We start from the raw sequence: 14789 nt of genomic DNA, 5'->3' as shown, positions 1-14789 counted from the left end.
GGGACGACGGACGCGCGCGTTGCCCACCTGGGCCTTGGCCCGCCGTGTTCCCCTCGCCGCGCTTCCCGCCGCGTGCGTCGTCTACCGGCCCTCCACCATCCGGCCGACGCGCGTCACGCACGTCGTGGACCGCTCCGGGGGCGGGTGATGGCCGGCCGTGCGGGGGTGGGCCACGACCGGCGTACGAACCATTCGGCGGAATGAGACATTCCCCTGGTCTTGCCATGAAACTGGCGCATAATCATCGGCATGCGGCCTGAAGCACGCCTCTTGCCGCGCCTGGTCACGCATGCAATGGGGGGCATCGTGCCGATGGGGGAATCTCGACCGGCCGGGACACTGCCGATGACATCGACGGAACTGTCATGGCTGCTCACCGCCGTCCGACGGGGCCGCGTGCTGACCGTGACCGGCCGGTTCCGCGCGCCGCGCAGCCTGTTGGTGCGCGACGTCGCACGGCGGCTCTCGTCCAACTTCTGCGACGGCGTGGCCGTGGTCACCGTCGCGGAGGCCGGTGGCGTACCTGAGCTCGTGGCCGCGCTGGGCTGCGTACCCGGCATGCCCTTCCTGCCCTGCGGCACGCGCGACGCCGCCCCCTGGCTCGCGGAGCGGGACATGCTCCTCGTCCTGGACGGCGTCGACCACCTGACGGCCGACACCCTGCGCTGGCTGCGCGAGCTTCTCGCCGTCGCGCCCGGACTGCGGATCCTGGCCGCCGGGCGCCATCCGCTGGCCGTCGGACAAGGCCGGGTCCACCGCCTCTGAGGACCTGACGGCACACCGGGGTCCCACGGCTGCCGCGCCGGCCCGTCACGTGCGCGGCACAGCGCCGCCATGTTCGCGCCACAGCACTGCCACAGCACTGCCATGCGGCGGGCATTGAGTCGCGGCTGCTCGAATTCTAGGGTCTGACCTGCGGGTTCGGCGGGCCGTGAGGTCCGGGGCGAGCCCCGCGTACGTACGTCACCTTCCCCCGCGCGTACAGGAGACCCTCGTGAGCGAGCAGCACACCAGCGGACCCCGGAACTCCCCCGTCGGCAGACGCGGCTTCCTCGCCGGCGCGGCGGCCGTGGCGGCCGCCGCGGCCACCCCGGCCCTTGCCCGGGACGCGGCGGCCTCGCCGGCCGCGGCGCGCCCCAACATCCTGCTCATCGTCACCGACGACCAGCCCAAGCAGACCGACTGGGCCATACCGAAGACCATCGAGTGGCTGGGGGGCCACGGCGTCACCTTCACCCACGGGCACGCGGCGACCCCGCTGTGCGCACCGTCCCGGTCCTCCATCTTCTCCGGACGGCACGCGCACCACCACGGCGTGCGCAACAACTCGGCCTCGTACAGCCTCGACCAGTCGACCACCGTGCAGCGCCACCTCAAGCAGGCCGGCTACCGCACGGGGCTGTTCGGCAAGTACCTCAACTCCTGGACCCTCGCGGACGATCCGCCGCACTTCGAGGAGTTCGCCCTCCTCCAGCCCGGATACAACGACGCCCGCTGGAACGTGGACGGCACCGTCCAGCAGCTCCCCGGGTACACCACCAACATCGTCAAGAACCGGACGTTGGCCTTCCTCGACAAGTCGACCACCGACAGCCGGCCCTGGTTCGCGTACGTCACCCCGTACGCCTCGCACGCGCCGAACACGCCCGCACCGAAGTACACCGAAACGCCCGTCCCCGCCTGGAACGGGCGCCCCTCGGTCCCGGAGGACGACCGGTCGGACAAGCCCGCCTACATCCGCGACGCGACGTCCACCCTCGACGACGGCCGCGAGACCCGCAAGCGCCAACTGCGCAGCCTGCTCTCGGTGGACGACGCGGTGCGGGCCATCCACGACAAGCTCGTCGCGCTGGGCCAGTTGGAGAACACCCTCGTCGTCTTCACCGGGGACAACGGCTACACGTGGGCGGACCACGGCTGGACCAAGAAGTCGGTGCCCTACTCCCCCGCCCACGAGGTCCCCTTCTACCTGTCCTGGCCCGCCGGCGGTCTCGGCGGCGGCACCAAGGACCACCGCATCGTCGCGAACATCGACATCGCGCCGACGATCCTGGACGCCGCGGGCGTCGCGCGGCCCGCCGGTCAGGACGGGCGGTCCCTGCTCGGCTCCGAGTCCCGGGACCACCTGCTCGTCCAGTGGTGGAAGAAGGGCACCGGCGCCGAGGGGCCGAAGTCCTGGGCCTCGTACGTGGCCAAGGACAAGCAATATACGGAGTACTACGACCTGCACACCGACGCGACGGGCGCCGTGTCCGGTACCGGCCAGGTCACCTTCCGGGAGTACTACGACCTGGCCGCCGACCCGTACCAGCTGAAGAACCTGCTGTACCAGGCCACACCCGCGCAGGAGCAGGCCCTCGGCGTCCCCGCGCTGGCGGCGCGGCTGGCCGCCGACCGCGCCGGCTGAGCCCCGCCCCCGCCCGTTCCGCCCACCCAGGAGTGATGCCCGTGCCGACCGAGTCCTGCTGCGCCCCCGGCCGCGAACCCGCCACCACCGTGCTCGCAATCGGAGGGCCGCCGCCCGCACGGCGGGCCGACCCGGCGGCGGAGCGGGCCGCGCGCGACCTGGTGGAGCTCGCGGGCGGCCGGTTCCTGATGGGCACCGAGGACCCGGACGGCTTCCCGGCGGATGGCGAGGGGCCGGTACGGGAGGCGGTGGTCGGGGCGTTCCGCATCGCCCCGACCACCGTCACCAACGCCCGGTTCGCCTCGTTCGTGAAGGCCACCGGGCACGTCACGGAGGCGGAGTCCTTCGGATTCAGTTTCGTCTTCGCCGGGTTCCTCACGCCCGAACTCGGCGCGCGGTCGCCTGCGGTGGCCGGCACCCCGTGGTGGCGGGCGGTCGAGGGCGCGCACTGGCGCCGCCCCGAGGGACCCGGTTCCTCGTTCGCCGCACGGCAGGACCATCCGGTGGTGCACGTGTCGTGGAACGACGCCCGGGCCTACTGCGCCTGGTCCGGCACCCGGCTGCCCACGGAGCCCGAGTGGGAGTTCGCGGCGCGCGGCGGGCTGGAGGGGCGGCGGTACCCCTGGGGTGATGAACTGAGGCCCGACGGGCGGTACATGTGCAACATCTGGAACGGCGATTTCCCCCGGCACAACACGCGCGCGGACGGCTACGCGGGTACGGCCCCCGCGAAGTCCTTCCGCCCCAACGGGCACGGCCTGTACAACACGGTCGGCAACGTGTGGGAGTGGTCCGCGGACCGCTTCTCGGCGGCCGGCCCGGAGCGCGCGATGCGCGGCGGCTCGCACATGTGCCACGACTCGTACTGCAACCGCTACCGCGTCGCGGCCCGTACCCGCAACACCCCGGACAGCTCCGCGGGCAACATCGGCTTCCGCGTGGCGGCCGATGTCCACACCGGCGTCCGGTGACCCGGGTCAGATCCCGCGGATCCGGTCCCACATCCGCGACGCGGGTGCCGAGGGGCGGGCCGACACCGGTCGCCGGGGCCGGAGTTGGGACCAGACGGCGTCCGGGCAGCGGCCCTGCGGCCGGGACGCGAGGAACTTCCGGTAGCTGACGACCCGGGGCTCGTGGCCGATCTCCACCCAGTGGGGGCGGCCGGAGACCTCGTCCCAGCCGTCATTGGGGAGCCGGACGTGGTCACGTCGGCCGTCCTTGTCCTTGGTGGTGATCTGCGCGACCTCGGCGCGGCCGCGTCCGGTGGCGAGGACCACGCAGTAGTGCCGCAGGTGCCGCGACGGGTCCTCCCGCAGCGGCACCATGGCCAGCCAGATCTCCCCGGCCCGGGGCCGCGCCCCGCGCGTGCGGTCCCAACGGCGTATCCCCAGGTACACGGCGAGGGCGGCCAGGCCCGCGGCGCCGCTCGTCAGGGCGCCCCGCGCGTTCCACGACTCGATGCCCGCCACCCGGTGCCCGGTGTAGAGCACGGCGCCCGCGACGGCCGCGAGGAGCAGGGCGGCCCGGGCCAGGAACCGCCACCACGCGAAGGCCGCGCCCCGACCGGCGAGGGCCGTGACGGCGAGCGCGACCACGACGGGTATGCCGTACAGGATCGCCCAGGCCCCGGGTCCCTCCGCCCGTACCGGCGGGTCCTGCAGGGCCATGAGGTCGGGGATCAGCACCGGTGTGGCGAGCAGCCCTCCGACGATGACCACCAGGTTGAGCAGCAGATACCCCACGCACCCGATTCCGGCGCAGGACGTGTCGTCTCGACGAGCCACCAGTTCTCCCCCCAGCTCACCGGCGGCAGGCTAACGCACCCGGCGGGTTCGTGAGGGGCGAATCAGTTCTGCCAGGAGGGGCGCTCCCACTCGTCGGCGGGCAGCCCGAGGATCACCTCGTCGACGAAGGCCCCGTACACCCACGCGGAGCGCCGCAGGGTGCCCTCGACCTGGAAGCCCGCGCTCTGTGCGGCCCGGATCATCGCCGGGTTGTCGGCGAGGGTCTCCAGTTGGAGCCGGTGCAGACCGCGCACGGTGAACCCGTAGTGGCACAGCAGTTGTACGGTTTCCGCGCCGATCCCGCGGCCGCGGGCACCGGGGAGGAGGGACATCCCGAGGTGGGCGCCCCGGTTGTGCGGGTCGATGCCCCACAACAGGGCCTCGCCGGCGAGTTCGCCGGTGGCCAGGTCGACCACGGAGAAGGCGGCCTTGCCGTCCTCGGAGGGCCCGTCGGGCTCGTAGAGGGAGTGGCCGCTCGCCAGGGTCAGCGGGCGCCAGGGACGCGAGTCCGACCGGGAGTGGTTCGGGACGTCTTCGTAGAGCCCGGCGTGCAGGGTCGCCACGTCGTCGGGGTGGCGGGCGCGCAGTGCGGCCAGCTGTCCAGTGATCACCCCGTATTACTAGCCGTGTGCGGACCCCCTTCACAACCGGAATACGGTCGCCGGCGTCCGGACGCGCCGACGCCCCGGCCGGGAGGTCCCGGTCGGGGCGTCGGCGGACACGCCGTGGGCGTCAGCCCAGGATCGCGAGCGCCTGGTTCAGGGTCTCGGACGGGCGCATGATCTTCGAGGCCTTGGCGGCGTCGGGCTGGTAGTACCCGCCGATGTCGGCCGGGGAGCCCTGCACCGCGATGAGCTCGGAGACGATGGTCCCCTCCTGCTCGCCCAGCGTCTTGGCGAGCGCCTCGAACGCGGTCGCCAGCTCGGCGTCGTCGGTCTGCTTGGCCAGCTCCTGCGCCCAGTACAGGGCGAGGTAGAAGTGGCTGCCGCGGTTGTCGATGCCGCCCAGCTTGCGGCTCGGCGACTTGTCCTCGTTGAGGAAGGTGCCGGTCGCGCGGTCCAGGGTGTCGGCCAGCACCTGGGCGCGGGCGTTGCCGGTGGTGGTCGCGAGGTGCTCGAAGGAGACGGCCAGCGCGAGGAACTCACCGAGGGAGTCCCAGCGCAGGTAGTTCTCCTTCACGAGCTGCTGCACGTGCTTCGGGGCGGAGCCGCCGGCGCCGGTCTCGAAGAGGCCGCCGCCGTTCATCAGCGGGACGACCGACAGCATCTTGGCGCTGGTGCCCAGCTCCAGGATCGGGAAGAGGTCGGTCAGGTAGTCGCGCAGCACGTTGCCGGTCACCGAGATGGTGTCCTCGCCGCGGCGGATGCGCTCCAGGGAGAAGGCGGTGGCCTCGACCGGGGGGAGGATCTTGATGGTCAGACCCTCGGTGTCGTGCTCGGCGAGGTACGTCTTGACCTTGGCGATCAGCTGCGCGTCGTGCGCGCGGCCCTCGTCCAGCCAGAAGACGGCCGGGTCGCCGGAGGCGCGGGCGCGGGTGACGGCGAGCTTGACCCAGTCCTGGATCGGCGCGTCCTTGGTCTGGCAGGCGCGGAAGACGTCGCCCTTGGCGACCTTCTGCTCCAGGACCACGTTGCCCTCGGCGTCGACGAGGCGGACGGTGCCCGTGGCGGCGATCTCGAAGGTCTTGTCGTGGCTGCCGTACTCCTCGGCCTTCTGGGCCATGAGGCCGACGTTCGGCACCGAGCCCATCGTGGACGGGTCGAAGGCGCCGTGCGCGCGGCAGTCGTCGATGACGGCCTGGTAGACACCGGCGTAGCTGCTGTCCGGGAGGACGGCGAGGGTGTCGGCCTCGGCGCCGTCGGGGCCCCACATGTGACCGGAGGTGCGGATCATCGCCGGCATGGAGGCGTCGACGATCACGTCGGAGGGGACGTGCAGGTTGGTGATGCCCTTGTCCGAGTCGACCATGGCGAGGGCGGGGCCCTCGGCGAGCTCGGCGTCGAAGGAGGCCTTGATCGCGGCGGCGTCGGGCAGCGCGCCCAGGCCGTTGAGGATGGTGCCGAGGCCGTCGTTGGGGGACAGACCGGCGGCGGCGAGGGTCTCGCCGTGGCGGGCGAACGTCTTCGGGAAGAAGGCGCGGACCACGTGGCCGAAGACGATGGGGTCGGAGACCTTCATCATCGTGGCCTTGAGGTGCACGGAGAACAGCACGTCCTCGTTCTTGGCGCGCTCGATCTGGGCGTTCAGGAAGGTGCGCAGCGCGTCGACGTGCATGACGGACGCGTCCACGACCTCACCGGCGAGGACCGGTACGGACTCGCGCAGGACGGTGGTGGTGCCGTCGGCGGCCACGTGCTCGATGCGGAGCGTGCCGGCCTCGGTGATCACGGTGGACTTCTCGGTGGAGCGGAAGTCGTCGGCGCCCATGGTGGCGACGTTCGTCTTCGACTCGGAGGTCCAGGCACCCATGCGGTGGGGGTGGGTCTTGGCGTAGTTCTTGACCGAGGCGGGGGCGCGGCGGTCGGAGTTGCCCTCGCGCAGGACCGGGTTGACGGCGCTGCCCTTGATCTTGTCGTAGCGGGCGCGGATCTCGCGCTCCTCGTCGCTCTTCGGGTCGTCCGGGTAGTCCGGGAGCGCGTAGCCCTGGCCCTGGAGTTCGGCGACCGCGGCCTTGAGCTGCGGGATCGAGGCCGAGACGTTGGGCAGCTTGATGATGTTGGCGCCCGGGGTCTTCGCCAGTTCGCCCAGCTCGGCGAGGGCGTCCGCGATGCGCTGGCCCTCTTCCAGGTGCTCGGGGAAGCTGGCGATGATCCGACCGGCCAGGGAGATGTCACGGGTCTCGACATTCACACCGGCCGTCGACGCGTATGCCTGGATCACAGGCAGGAAGGAATACGTCGCGAGGGCCGGGGCCTCGTCAGTGTGCGTGTAGATGATGGTCGAGTCAGTCACCGGATGCTCCGCTCCACAGTCTGCGTCTCTCGTCTGCAACATTGCTCGACATCAAGATATCTCGTGATCGGACCGGTCTGGACAGCCCCCTGCCGGAACCCGGGGGAGACACGCGTCACCCGGCGCCGCCGGCCCGGACGCACGACCGCGGCCCGGGACGGGGAGGGGCCGTCCCGGGCCGCGGGGTGCCGGGCGCCGGATGGGGGGGCGCGGGATGCGCGGGAGGGTCAGCCGATGTGGAAGGGGTCCCCGTAGACCTTCCAGTCGAGCGGGGTGTCGAGGTTCAGGTTCCCCTTCTTGACCCACACCCGCTGGGCGGTGTCCACGCGGCTGGTGTCGCTGTGGGCCTCCTCCTGCTTCATCGCCCAGACGCGGGCGTCGAGGAAGGCGTTCAGCCAGGTGGTCTCGTTGCCGCCCTGGGCCGGGGGCTTGGCCTTGGTCAGGGCGCGCTTGCGGATGTTGCGGAAGCTGGTGGAGTCGCTTCCGTCGCCGTGCATGACGATGGCGTCGTAGTAGGCGAACTGGCCGAGGGTGCCGACACCGTCGCTCTTGCCCTGCTTGACGGCGGGGTTGAAGTAGACGCGGTCGCGCTCGTGGTCCTGGGCCTTCTTGAACTCCGTGTCCTGGGCGGCCTTGGCCCAGTCCTTGGTGAAGTTCGGGTCGAGGCCGGCGTGCGAATCGCTCCCGTCGACCTTGCGCAGCGCCGGAAGGTACTTCGCGAGCACGTTTCCGGGCTTGACCTGCGTGTAGTACTCGACGAGGTCCAGCATGTCGCCGGTGCCGGAACAGAACCCGATGATCCCGGCGGTGTAGCCGCGGCCGTCGTCGATGTCCTCTATGTACTTGTACTGCGCCTTCCAGTCCAGCGAGGAGTTCTCCGCGCTGGAGACGATCTGCATGGCGATGTCCTTCTTCGCCGGGTCGTCGAGTCCGGTCGCCGCCGCCGCGGTGGAGGCGGCGGGTGCGGTGGCCGGGGCCGCCGTGGCGTGGGCCGCGACGGGGGCGGCGAGCAGGGCGGCGCCGAGCAGGGCGCCGAGCGCGACGGTCCGGTTCTTGCGTTGGGGGGTGAACACAAGGCCTCCATGCGATGGTTGAGGCTTCCCGATTCGGTTAGGAAACTTTCCTACCAGATATTCGAGGCGCGGAGAAGCCTTGTTGTCAGTTCCGGAGCAAACCAATCCATGACGGCCCCGGCTACGAAACCCTCCATGTGTCACCCCTGTCAGTCGTCGCCGCCCCCGAAGGAAGCCCCCGCCATGACCTGTACTCGAAACGGCCGGCTCCTCGGGCGAAAGGGGCTCTCGTGCGGCAACCGGTGACCTTCGGCGCGGCCTGGGAGAAGCCCGGCCCCGACCTGCCCACCCTCATGGACCAGATCGCCCGCGGCGACCAGGACGCCTTCGCCACGCTCTACGACGTGGTCGCGGGTCCCGTCTACGGCATCGTCGTCAAGGTCCTGCGGGACCGGGCGCAGTCCGAGGAAGTGGCGCAGGAGGTCCTGATCGACGTCTGGCGGCAGGCCGCGCGCTACCGCTCCGACAAGGGCAGCGTCATGACCTGGGTGATGACGATCGCGCACCGGCGCGCGGTGGACCGGGTCCGCTCCGCGCAGGCGGCGGCGGCCCGCGAGCAGGACAACGCGGCCCGGGAGCACACGCGCCCCTACGACGAGGTGAGCGAGCAGGTGGAGGTGCGGCTGGAGAGCGAGCAGGTGCGCCGCTGCGTGCGCGGCCTCACCGAACTGCAGCGGCAGGCCGTCAGCCTCGCCTACTACGGCGGGCTGACGTACCGCGAGGTCGCGGAGACCCTCGGCACCCCGCTGCCCACGGTCAAGACACGGTTGCGCGACGGCCTGATCCGCCTGCGCGACTGCATGGGGGTCAACGCATGAGCACCGGGACCGACCACATGCACGCCCTCGCCGGCGCCTATGCGCTGAACGCCCTGGACTCCGAGGAACGGACCGCCTTCGAGCACCACCTCGCCCGGTGCGCGCTGTGCCCTCAGGACGTTCGGGAGTTCACCGCGACGGCGGCCCGGCTCGGCTCGGCGACCGCTCTGCCTCCGCCACCCGCGATGCGCGCGCACGTACTGGACCGGATCGACACGGTGCGGCAACTGCCTCCGGCCCGCCGGGGCATCCCGAGCCTGCGCAGGCGCGCCCTGCCGATGGCCCTCGCGGCCTGTCTGGCCGGGGCGCTCGCCCTGGGCGGCACGGCGGTGTGGCAGCGGGACCAAGCCGTCCAGGCCGGCCGGGAGCTGCGCGAACTGCAGAACCTGACGGACGTGATCACCGCACCGGACGCCCGGACGGTGGTGGGTCGCACGGCGTCCGGCGCGAAGGGCACGGTGGTGGTGAGCGCGGAGCGGAACCGGGCCGCGTTCGTCGGCTCCGGGATGGCGCCCGCCCCGGCGGGCAAGACGTACCAGCTCTGGTTCGCGGACGGTCCGGGGATGCGACCGGCGGGCCTGCTCGGCGGCGACGGGAGCACCCTGATGACCGGGCCGGTCGGTCGGGCCACCGCGGTGGGGGTCACCCTGGAGCCGGCGGGCGGATCGCCCCGGCCGACGTCCGATCCGGTGATGCTGATGAGTCTGGCCGGTTGACGCCGGCGAGTGGCCGGCCGGTTCGGATCATCGACCAGGTCGCGAGCCTTTCACCGGCGGCTTTTCCGTGTCGGGCACCAGTCGTGGCGACCTCTGCCGGCCTGGTTGACTGGCCGGACACCACGGGGTCCGGCCCGGTGTCCGCGGCTCTTTCGCCGCGCCGGGCACCGAGGTGTCGGGAGGAGTCCCCGCGCACCGATCGCGGTGTTCGGCGCGCGGGGTCCTGACCTGCGGGGGCCTGGCTCCGCGCGCGGCCCCTGGCCCCGGTGCACGGCCCGCCCGCGAACCGCCGTCGGGCCGTCCCGCCGGGTCAGAGCCAGCCGTTGCGCCGGAACCCCCGGTGGATCACGAGGCAGGCAATCGCCATGACCGCGAGCACCAGCGGATATCCATACGTCCAGTGCAGCTCCGGCATGTGGTCGAAGTTCATGCCGTACACCCCGCAGACCATGGTCGGCACGGCGACGATCGCCGCCCAGGCCGTGATCTTGCGCATGTCCTCGTTCTGGGCCACGGTCACCTGCGCGAGGTGGGCCTGGAGGACGGAGTCGAGGAGTCCGTCGTAGGCGCCGATCTGTTCGGTGGCGCGGGTGAGGTGATCGGCCACGTCGCGGAAGTACGCGCGAACGTCGGGCGGGATGAGCGGTATCGGCTCCGTGGCCAGCAGGTGCAGCGGTCGACCGAGGGGCGCCACCGCCCTGCGCAGTTCGAGGAGTTCGCGCTTGAGCTGGTAGATCCGTCCGGCGTCGCCACGACCTCCGTACTCGCTGAACACCGCGGTCTCGACGGCGTCCATGTCGTTCTGCACGGCGTCGGTGACGGCCACGTAGTCGTCGACCACATGGTCGGCGATGGCGTGCAGCACGGCCGCCGGGCCCTTGGCGAGTTGGTCCGGGGCGGCTTCCAGGGCCTCACGGACCGGGCCGAGGGTGCCGCGGCCGCCGTGCCGGATGGTAAGGACGAAGTCCTCGCCGACGAAGGCCATCAACTCGCCGGTCTCCACGACCTCGCTGGTCGCGGTCAACTCCTCGTGTTCGACGTAGCGAACGGTCTTGAACACGGCGAAGAGGGTGTCGTCGTACCGCTCCACCTTGGGCCGCTGGTGGGCGTTGACGGCGTCCTCGACGGCGAGCGGGTGCAGGTCGAACAGCCCGGCGAGCCCGGTGATCTCCTCCTGGCTCGGCTCGTGCAGGCCGACCCACACGAAGCCCTCGCCGTTCTTGCGGACCCGGCGCAGCGCCTCGTCGACCTCCCCGCAGTCCTCCTGGCGGAGGCCGTCGCGGTAGACGAGGCAGTTGACGACCGCGCTGCCGAGAGGGGAGCGGGCCGGGTGGCTGAGGTCGACGGCCCGCCGATAGCCGCGGCGCACGGCCCGGCGCAGGTTGCTGAACATGGACAAGGACGTACTCCCCTTCGGCGGATCAGCCGCCAGTCTGCCACCGCCGTGCCGGTGCCCGATCCAGGACACCACCGCACCGGGACATCACCCGCGCCGGAGGCCACCGGACCGGACCGGCGACGCCGTGTGACACCGCGCGTGCCCCGGCGCGGCACGGCGAACCCTGCCGGGGCGACCGTGGCCGCCTCGGGGCGTCAGTACGATGACCTCCCCGCGACAGTCGGGACGCGGACCGGAAGGCGGAGGGCATGAACGACCACGACGAGGGTGGCTCCGCCGGCCCGCACCCGTCCCGGCGTCGGGCCCAGGGGCAGTTGGAGGCCCAGGTGCTGGCCGCGCTCGGCGAGTCCCCGGAGGCCGCCACCGCGGGCTGGGTGCAGGAGCGGATCGGCGGGGGCATCGCCTACACGACGGTGATCACCATCCTGACCCGCCTGCACGACAAGGGCGCGGTCGAGCGGGAGCGGTCGGGCCGGTCGTTCCGTTGGACGCCCGTCGCGGACGGCGCGGGGCTGGCCGCGCTGCGGATGCGCAAGGTCCTGGACGGGGAAGCGGACCGTGACGCGGTGCTGGCCAGTTTCGTCACCGCGCTGTCGCCCCACGACGAACGGTTGTTGCGCGAGTTGCTCGGGGGTGAGGTGCCGGGCGGCGGATCCCCCGGCTCCGACCCGACCCGGGCTTGACGGGACGGGACACCGATGGGCCTGCTCGTCTTCCTTCCCCTGGTCCTGCCCCTGACCGCCTGGCCGCTCGCCCAGCCGGCCGCGCAGCACCTGCACCCGCGCACCGCCACCTGGCTGCTGACCGGCGCGGCCGGCGCGCTGGCCCTGTGCAGCACCCTGTGCCTGGCCCTGCTCATGGTGGTGGGCACCGCCCAACTGCCGGGCAATCCGCTGCCCGACGCCTGGTCGGACCCCGAGGTGCGCGCGGCGCTCCCCTACGACGAGGTGGCCGGCCCCGCGGCGATCCCCGCGCTGGCGGCCGTGCTCGGCTCCGCCGCGGCCGCCGTGTGGCGCGCTCGCCGGGTCCGGCGCGACTGTCGGCGCGCGCTCGCGGGACTGGCCGACGGGCCGGTGGTGGTGCTGCCGGCCGCCGAACCGTACGCTTACGCGTTGCCCGGCCCGGGCCGGCACGGTGGCCGCGTCGTGGTGACGACGGGCCTGCTGTCGGCACTCGACCCCGCCGAGCGGCGGGCGCTGTTCGCCCACGAGCGGGCGCACCTCGCCGGACGTCACCACCGGTTCCTGACCGTGGTGCGGCTCGCCGCCTGCGCCAACCCCTTCCTGCGGCCGTTGTGTTCGGCCGTCGCGTACGCGGCCGAGCGCTGGGCGGACGAGGCCGCGGCGGCCCGGGTGGGCAATCGCCGTACGGTCGCCACGGCCATCGGCAAGGCCGCCCTGCTCACCCGCACCACTCCCCCGGGGCTCCCCGCCGCGACGGCCGGGCCGGTGCCGCGCCGTGTGGCGGCACTGCTGTCCCCGGCCCCGCCGGCGCTCGTCTGGCCCCCGTTGCGCACGGCGGCCGGGCTGGCCACCTGGAGCGCGGCGGCGGGCACGACGGTCTCGGCGCTCTCCTCCGCGAACTCTGCGGTGACCCTGATCTGCGTCCTGCGAACCGCCACGGCACTCTGAGGTCACCGGCGGGGCGCGGGCGCGCCGGAGAAGGGCGCGGGGCGACTCAGAGGTCGAACTCGTGCGGGGGCAGGTCCAGCGCGTAGCAGGCCTCGCGCACCACGGCCTGCTCGGTCTTGTCGAAGTCCCCGTCGGCCCCGCCGATGACGATGCCTATCTGCACCACGGCGCGCGCCTCGGTCGGCTTCTTCTTCGCCTTGGCGATCTCCTGGAGCACGCTGACCTTGCCGAAGTCGAAGTCGGTGGTGAGCTTGGTCAGGTTCGCCTCGAACCGGCGGCGCAGGTCGTCGGCGTCGAAGTTCCGCAGCACCTCGTTGCCGGCGATCAACTGCGCCACGCGCCTGCGCTCGTCGGGATCGATGGTCCCGTCGGCGGCGGCGACCAACGCGCACATCGCCATGCTCGCGTCGCGGAACGCGCCGCTCTTGAGGTCGTTCTTGGTCGCCACGAGCTGGGTCTGCATCGTCGATGCGGACTCCTTGATGCGGTCCCACAGGGCCATGAGAACTCCATACGTCGGCTTGTTTCTACAACACTGTAGAAGTTACCAGGCGTGGGTGACACACCCTCACCCCCGGTGCCCCGCCGACCGACCACCCGGGCGCGCCCCGACCCGGCCGCGCGGTTCAACCCCGGTCGACGAACACGCTGGTCGACTTCACCCGGGCGACCGCCCTCGCGCCGACCTCCAGTCCCAGTTCCTCCACCGCCTCCCGCGTCAGCAGGGACACGACCCGGTGCGGTCCGGCCTGGATCTCCACCTGCGCGTCCACCGTGCCGAGCTTCACGGCGGTGACGATGCCCGGAAAGGCATTGCGGGCGGAGGTGTACGCGGCCCCCTCGTCTTCGTCACCCTCCTGCGCCACCCGCACGCAGAAGGCCGCCAGGTCCGGGCCCTGGACCATGCGCCGCGAGCCCTCCCGACGGGTGGGAAAGCGTTCGGCGTCGGCCCAGCGGCGCGCCGTGTCGACGCTCACCCCGAGCAATCGCGCCGCCTGGCCGATCGTGTAGGACTCCATGTCGACAGCGTAGGACCTGCCCGACTCAGCGCGCCGGAGGCAACAGCGCCTCCCTCGCGGCCTCCGCGATCACCTCCGCGACCACCGCGAGCGCGGGCGAGTCCAACTTCCACTGCTGCCAGTACAACGGCACGTCCATCGTCCGCTTCGGCGTCAACAGCACCAGTTCCCCGGCCCGCAGGAGCGGGTCGGCCTGCGCCTGCGGGACCAGCCCCCACCCCAGGCCGGCGGCCACGGCGTCGCGGAATCCCTCCGAGGTCGGCACGTGGTGCCGGATCGAACTCGCCCCCGCCCCCGAGCCGGCGCCGCGCGCCAGGGTCCGCACGAACCGGTCCTGGAGCTCGTCGCGCCGGTCGAAGACGATCACCGGCGCCTCCCGCAGGTCCCGCTCCAACGCCCCGGTCAGGTAACGGGCGGCGAAATCGGGCCGGGCCACCGGCAGGTAGCGCGCCAGCCCGAGCGCCCGGACCGTGCACCCGGCCACCGGGTCCGGCGTGGAGGTGACCGCCGCCATCACCTGGCCCTCCCGGAGCAGCGCCGTGGTGTGACCCTCGTCCTCGCGGTGCAGCTCGAAGCAGACGGGCGGATCCCGGGGCACGCGGGTCAGCGCCGGCAGCAGCCAGGTGGCCAGCGAGTCGGCGTTGACCGCCATGGGCAGGCGGACCGGCTCCCGCTCCTCGTCCGCGCCCAGACCGAGTTCGGCGCGGGCGTCCCGTTCCAGCCGGGCCAGTTGGCGGGCGAACCGGATCACCACCTGCCCGGACTCCGTCGCCCGTACGGGTTTGGTGCGCATCAGCAACACCCGGCCCGTGCGCTGTTCCAGGGCCTTCACGCGCTGACTGATCGCGGAGGGGGTCACGTGCAGGGCGGCGGCCGCGGCGTCGAAGGTGCCCTCGTCGACCACGGCGAGCAGGGTCCGCACCTGCTCCAGGGGAAGTTCTTCCATCACGAGTGCTAAGGGTACGTAAAAAACTTTAGCTGTACTGAACC

At 72.2% G+C, this 14789-nt stretch carries 15 protein-coding genes; 7 read left to right on the top strand and 8 right to left on the bottom strand.

The features are described from left to right. Window positions 1-345 precede the first annotated feature (345 nt). The 3 genes from OHA84_RS29260 to OHA84_RS29250 all read left to right on the top strand — a co-directional run bounded on the left by OHA84_RS29260 (window position 346) and on the right by OHA84_RS29250 (window position 3378). Window positions 346-765: a hypothetical protein gene (locus tag OHA84_RS29260; protein WP_266969009.1), complete on the top strand. Its 420-nt coding sequence runs from the start codon at window positions 346-348 to the stop codon at window positions 763-765. Window positions 766-994: 229 nt separating this feature from the next. Then, entirely contained in the window at window positions 995-2407 is a 1413-nt protein-coding gene (locus tag OHA84_RS29255) for a sulfatase (protein ID WP_266969011.1), read from the top strand. A gap of 35 nt (window positions 2408-2442) precedes the next feature. Further along, entirely contained in the window at window positions 2443-3378 is a 936-nt protein-coding gene (locus OHA84_RS29250; RefSeq protein WP_371591487.1) for a formylglycine-generating enzyme family protein, read from the top strand. A gap of 6 nt (window positions 3379-3384) precedes the next feature. Here OHA84_RS29250 and OHA84_RS29245 read toward each other — a convergent pair whose 3' ends face one another. From OHA84_RS29245 to OHA84_RS29230, 4 genes are all read right to left on the bottom strand, one after another. Further along, on the bottom strand, window positions 3385-4191 hold the full coding sequence (locus OHA84_RS29245) for a hypothetical protein (RefSeq protein ID WP_266969013.1): 807 nt from the start codon (window positions 4189-4191) through the stop codon (window positions 3385-3387). Between the two features lie 62 nt (window positions 4192-4253). Beyond that, window positions 4254-4802: a GNAT family N-acetyltransferase gene (locus tag OHA84_RS29240; RefSeq protein ID WP_266969015.1), complete on the bottom strand. Its 549-nt coding sequence runs from the start codon at window positions 4800-4802 to the stop codon at window positions 4254-4256. Window positions 4803-4923: 121 nt separating this feature from the next. After that, the gene (locus tag OHA84_RS29235; protein WP_266952040.1) at window positions 4924-7143 is read right to left on the bottom strand and encodes an NADP-dependent isocitrate dehydrogenase; all 2220 of its coding nucleotides are present in this window, start codon (window positions 7141-7143) and stop codon (window positions 4924-4926) included. A 227-nt stretch (window positions 7144-7370) separates the two neighbouring features. Further along, on the bottom strand, window positions 7371-8216 hold the full coding sequence (locus OHA84_RS29230; protein WP_371591486.1) for a chitosanase: 846 nt from the start codon (window positions 8214-8216) through the stop codon (window positions 7371-7373). Between the two features lie 230 nt (window positions 8217-8446). Here OHA84_RS29230 and OHA84_RS29225 point away from each other — a divergent pair, with 230 nt between their 5' ends. Beyond that, window positions 8447-9034 (top strand): sigma-70 family RNA polymerase sigma factor, encoded by a 588-nt coding sequence (locus tag OHA84_RS29225; RefSeq protein WP_053677196.1) that lies wholly within the window; start codon window positions 8447-8449, stop codon window positions 9032-9034. Continuing rightward, window positions 9031-9750 (top strand): anti-sigma factor domain-containing protein, encoded by a 720-nt coding sequence (locus OHA84_RS29220; protein ID WP_053677198.1) that lies wholly within the window; start codon window positions 9031-9033, stop codon window positions 9748-9750. The genes OHA84_RS29225 and OHA84_RS29220 overlap by 4 nt, the downstream gene beginning before the upstream one ends. 310 nt (window positions 9751-10060) lie before the next feature. On the opposite strand, the gene corA is transcribed toward OHA84_RS29220, so the two are convergent. Beyond that, a complete protein-coding gene (gene corA / locus OHA84_RS29215; RefSeq protein ID WP_053677200.1) occupies window positions 10061-11143 on the bottom strand; it encodes a magnesium/cobalt transporter CorA in 1083 nt (360 codons plus the stop codon). 254 nt (window positions 11144-11397) lie between these two features. On the opposite strand from corA, the gene OHA84_RS29210 reads away from it, so the two are divergent. Both OHA84_RS29210 and OHA84_RS29205 read left to right on the top strand, forming a co-directional pair. Then, the gene (locus OHA84_RS29210; protein ID WP_053677202.1) at window positions 11398-11832 is read left to right on the top strand and encodes a BlaI/MecI/CopY family transcriptional regulator; all 435 of its coding nucleotides are present in this window, start codon (window positions 11398-11400) and stop codon (window positions 11830-11832) included. Between the two features lie 15 nt (window positions 11833-11847). Further along, window positions 11848-12780 carry a M56 family metallopeptidase gene (locus OHA84_RS29205; protein WP_266969018.1) on the top strand — a complete coding sequence of 311 codons (933 nt, stop codon included), beginning with the start codon at window positions 11848-11850 and terminating at the stop codon, window positions 12778-12780. Window positions 12781-12826: 46 nt separating this feature from the next. Here the strand turns inward: OHA84_RS29205 and OHA84_RS29200 are convergent, their stop codons facing one another. The 3 genes from OHA84_RS29200 to OHA84_RS29190 all read right to left on the bottom strand — a co-directional run bounded on the left by OHA84_RS29200 (window position 12827) and on the right by OHA84_RS29190 (window position 14745). Further along, window positions 12827-13282 carry a tellurite resistance TerB family protein gene (locus OHA84_RS29200; protein ID WP_053677204.1) on the bottom strand — a complete coding sequence of 152 codons (456 nt, stop codon included), beginning with the start codon at window positions 13280-13282 and terminating at the stop codon, window positions 12827-12829. 124 nt (window positions 13283-13406) lie between these two features. After that, the gene (locus OHA84_RS29195; RefSeq protein WP_053677206.1) at window positions 13407-13799 is read right to left on the bottom strand and encodes a molybdopterin-binding protein; all 393 of its coding nucleotides are present in this window, start codon (window positions 13797-13799) and stop codon (window positions 13407-13409) included. Window positions 13800-13824: 25 nt separating this feature from the next. Further along, complete coding sequence (locus OHA84_RS29190) at window positions 13825-14745, bottom strand: LysR family transcriptional regulator ArgP (RefSeq protein WP_266973906.1); 921 nt, start codon at window positions 14743-14745, stop codon at window positions 13825-13827. Window positions 14746-14789: the final 44 nt, after the last annotated feature.

The sequence above is a fragment of the Streptomyces sp. NBC_00513 genome, assembly GCF_041431415.1.
GTDB lineage: Bacteria > Actinomycetota > Actinomycetes > Streptomycetales > Streptomycetaceae > Streptomyces.
This window is presented reverse-complemented; position numbering and strand designations above follow the sequence as displayed.

Bases quoted from the DNA above. Each gene is read 5' to 3' on its own strand.
- OHA84_RS29250 (WP_371591487.1), top strand. From the start codon at position 2,443: ATGCCCGTGCCGACCGAGTCCTGCTGCGCCCCCGGCCGCGAACCCGCC.
- OHA84_RS29200 (WP_053677204.1), bottom strand. From the start codon at position 13,282: ATGGCCCTGTGGGACCGCATCAAGGAGTCCGCATCGACGATGCAGACC.
- OHA84_RS29190 (WP_266973906.1), bottom strand. From the start codon at position 14,745: ATGGAAGAACTTCCCCTGGAGCAGGTGCGGACCCTGCTCGCCGTGGTC.
- OHA84_RS29220 (WP_053677198.1), top strand. From the start codon at position 9,031: ATGAGCACCGGGACCGACCACATGCACGCCCTCGCCGGCGCCTATGCG.
- OHA84_RS29195 (WP_053677206.1), bottom strand. From the start codon at position 13,799: ATGGAGTCCTACACGATCGGCCAGGCGGCGCGATTGCTCGGGGTGAGC.
- OHA84_RS29205 (WP_266969018.1), top strand. From the start codon at position 11,848: ATGGGCCTGCTCGTCTTCCTTCCCCTGGTCCTGCCCCTGACCGCCTGG.
- corA (WP_053677200.1), bottom strand. From the start codon at position 11,143: ATGTTCAGCAACCTGCGCCGGGCCGTGCGCCGCGGCTATCGGCGGGCC.
- OHA84_RS29210 (WP_053677202.1), top strand. From the start codon at position 11,398: ATGAACGACCACGACGAGGGTGGCTCCGCCGGCCCGCACCCGTCCCGG.
- OHA84_RS29260 (WP_266969009.1), top strand. From the start codon at position 346: ATGACATCGACGGAACTGTCATGGCTGCTCACCGCCGTCCGACGGGGC.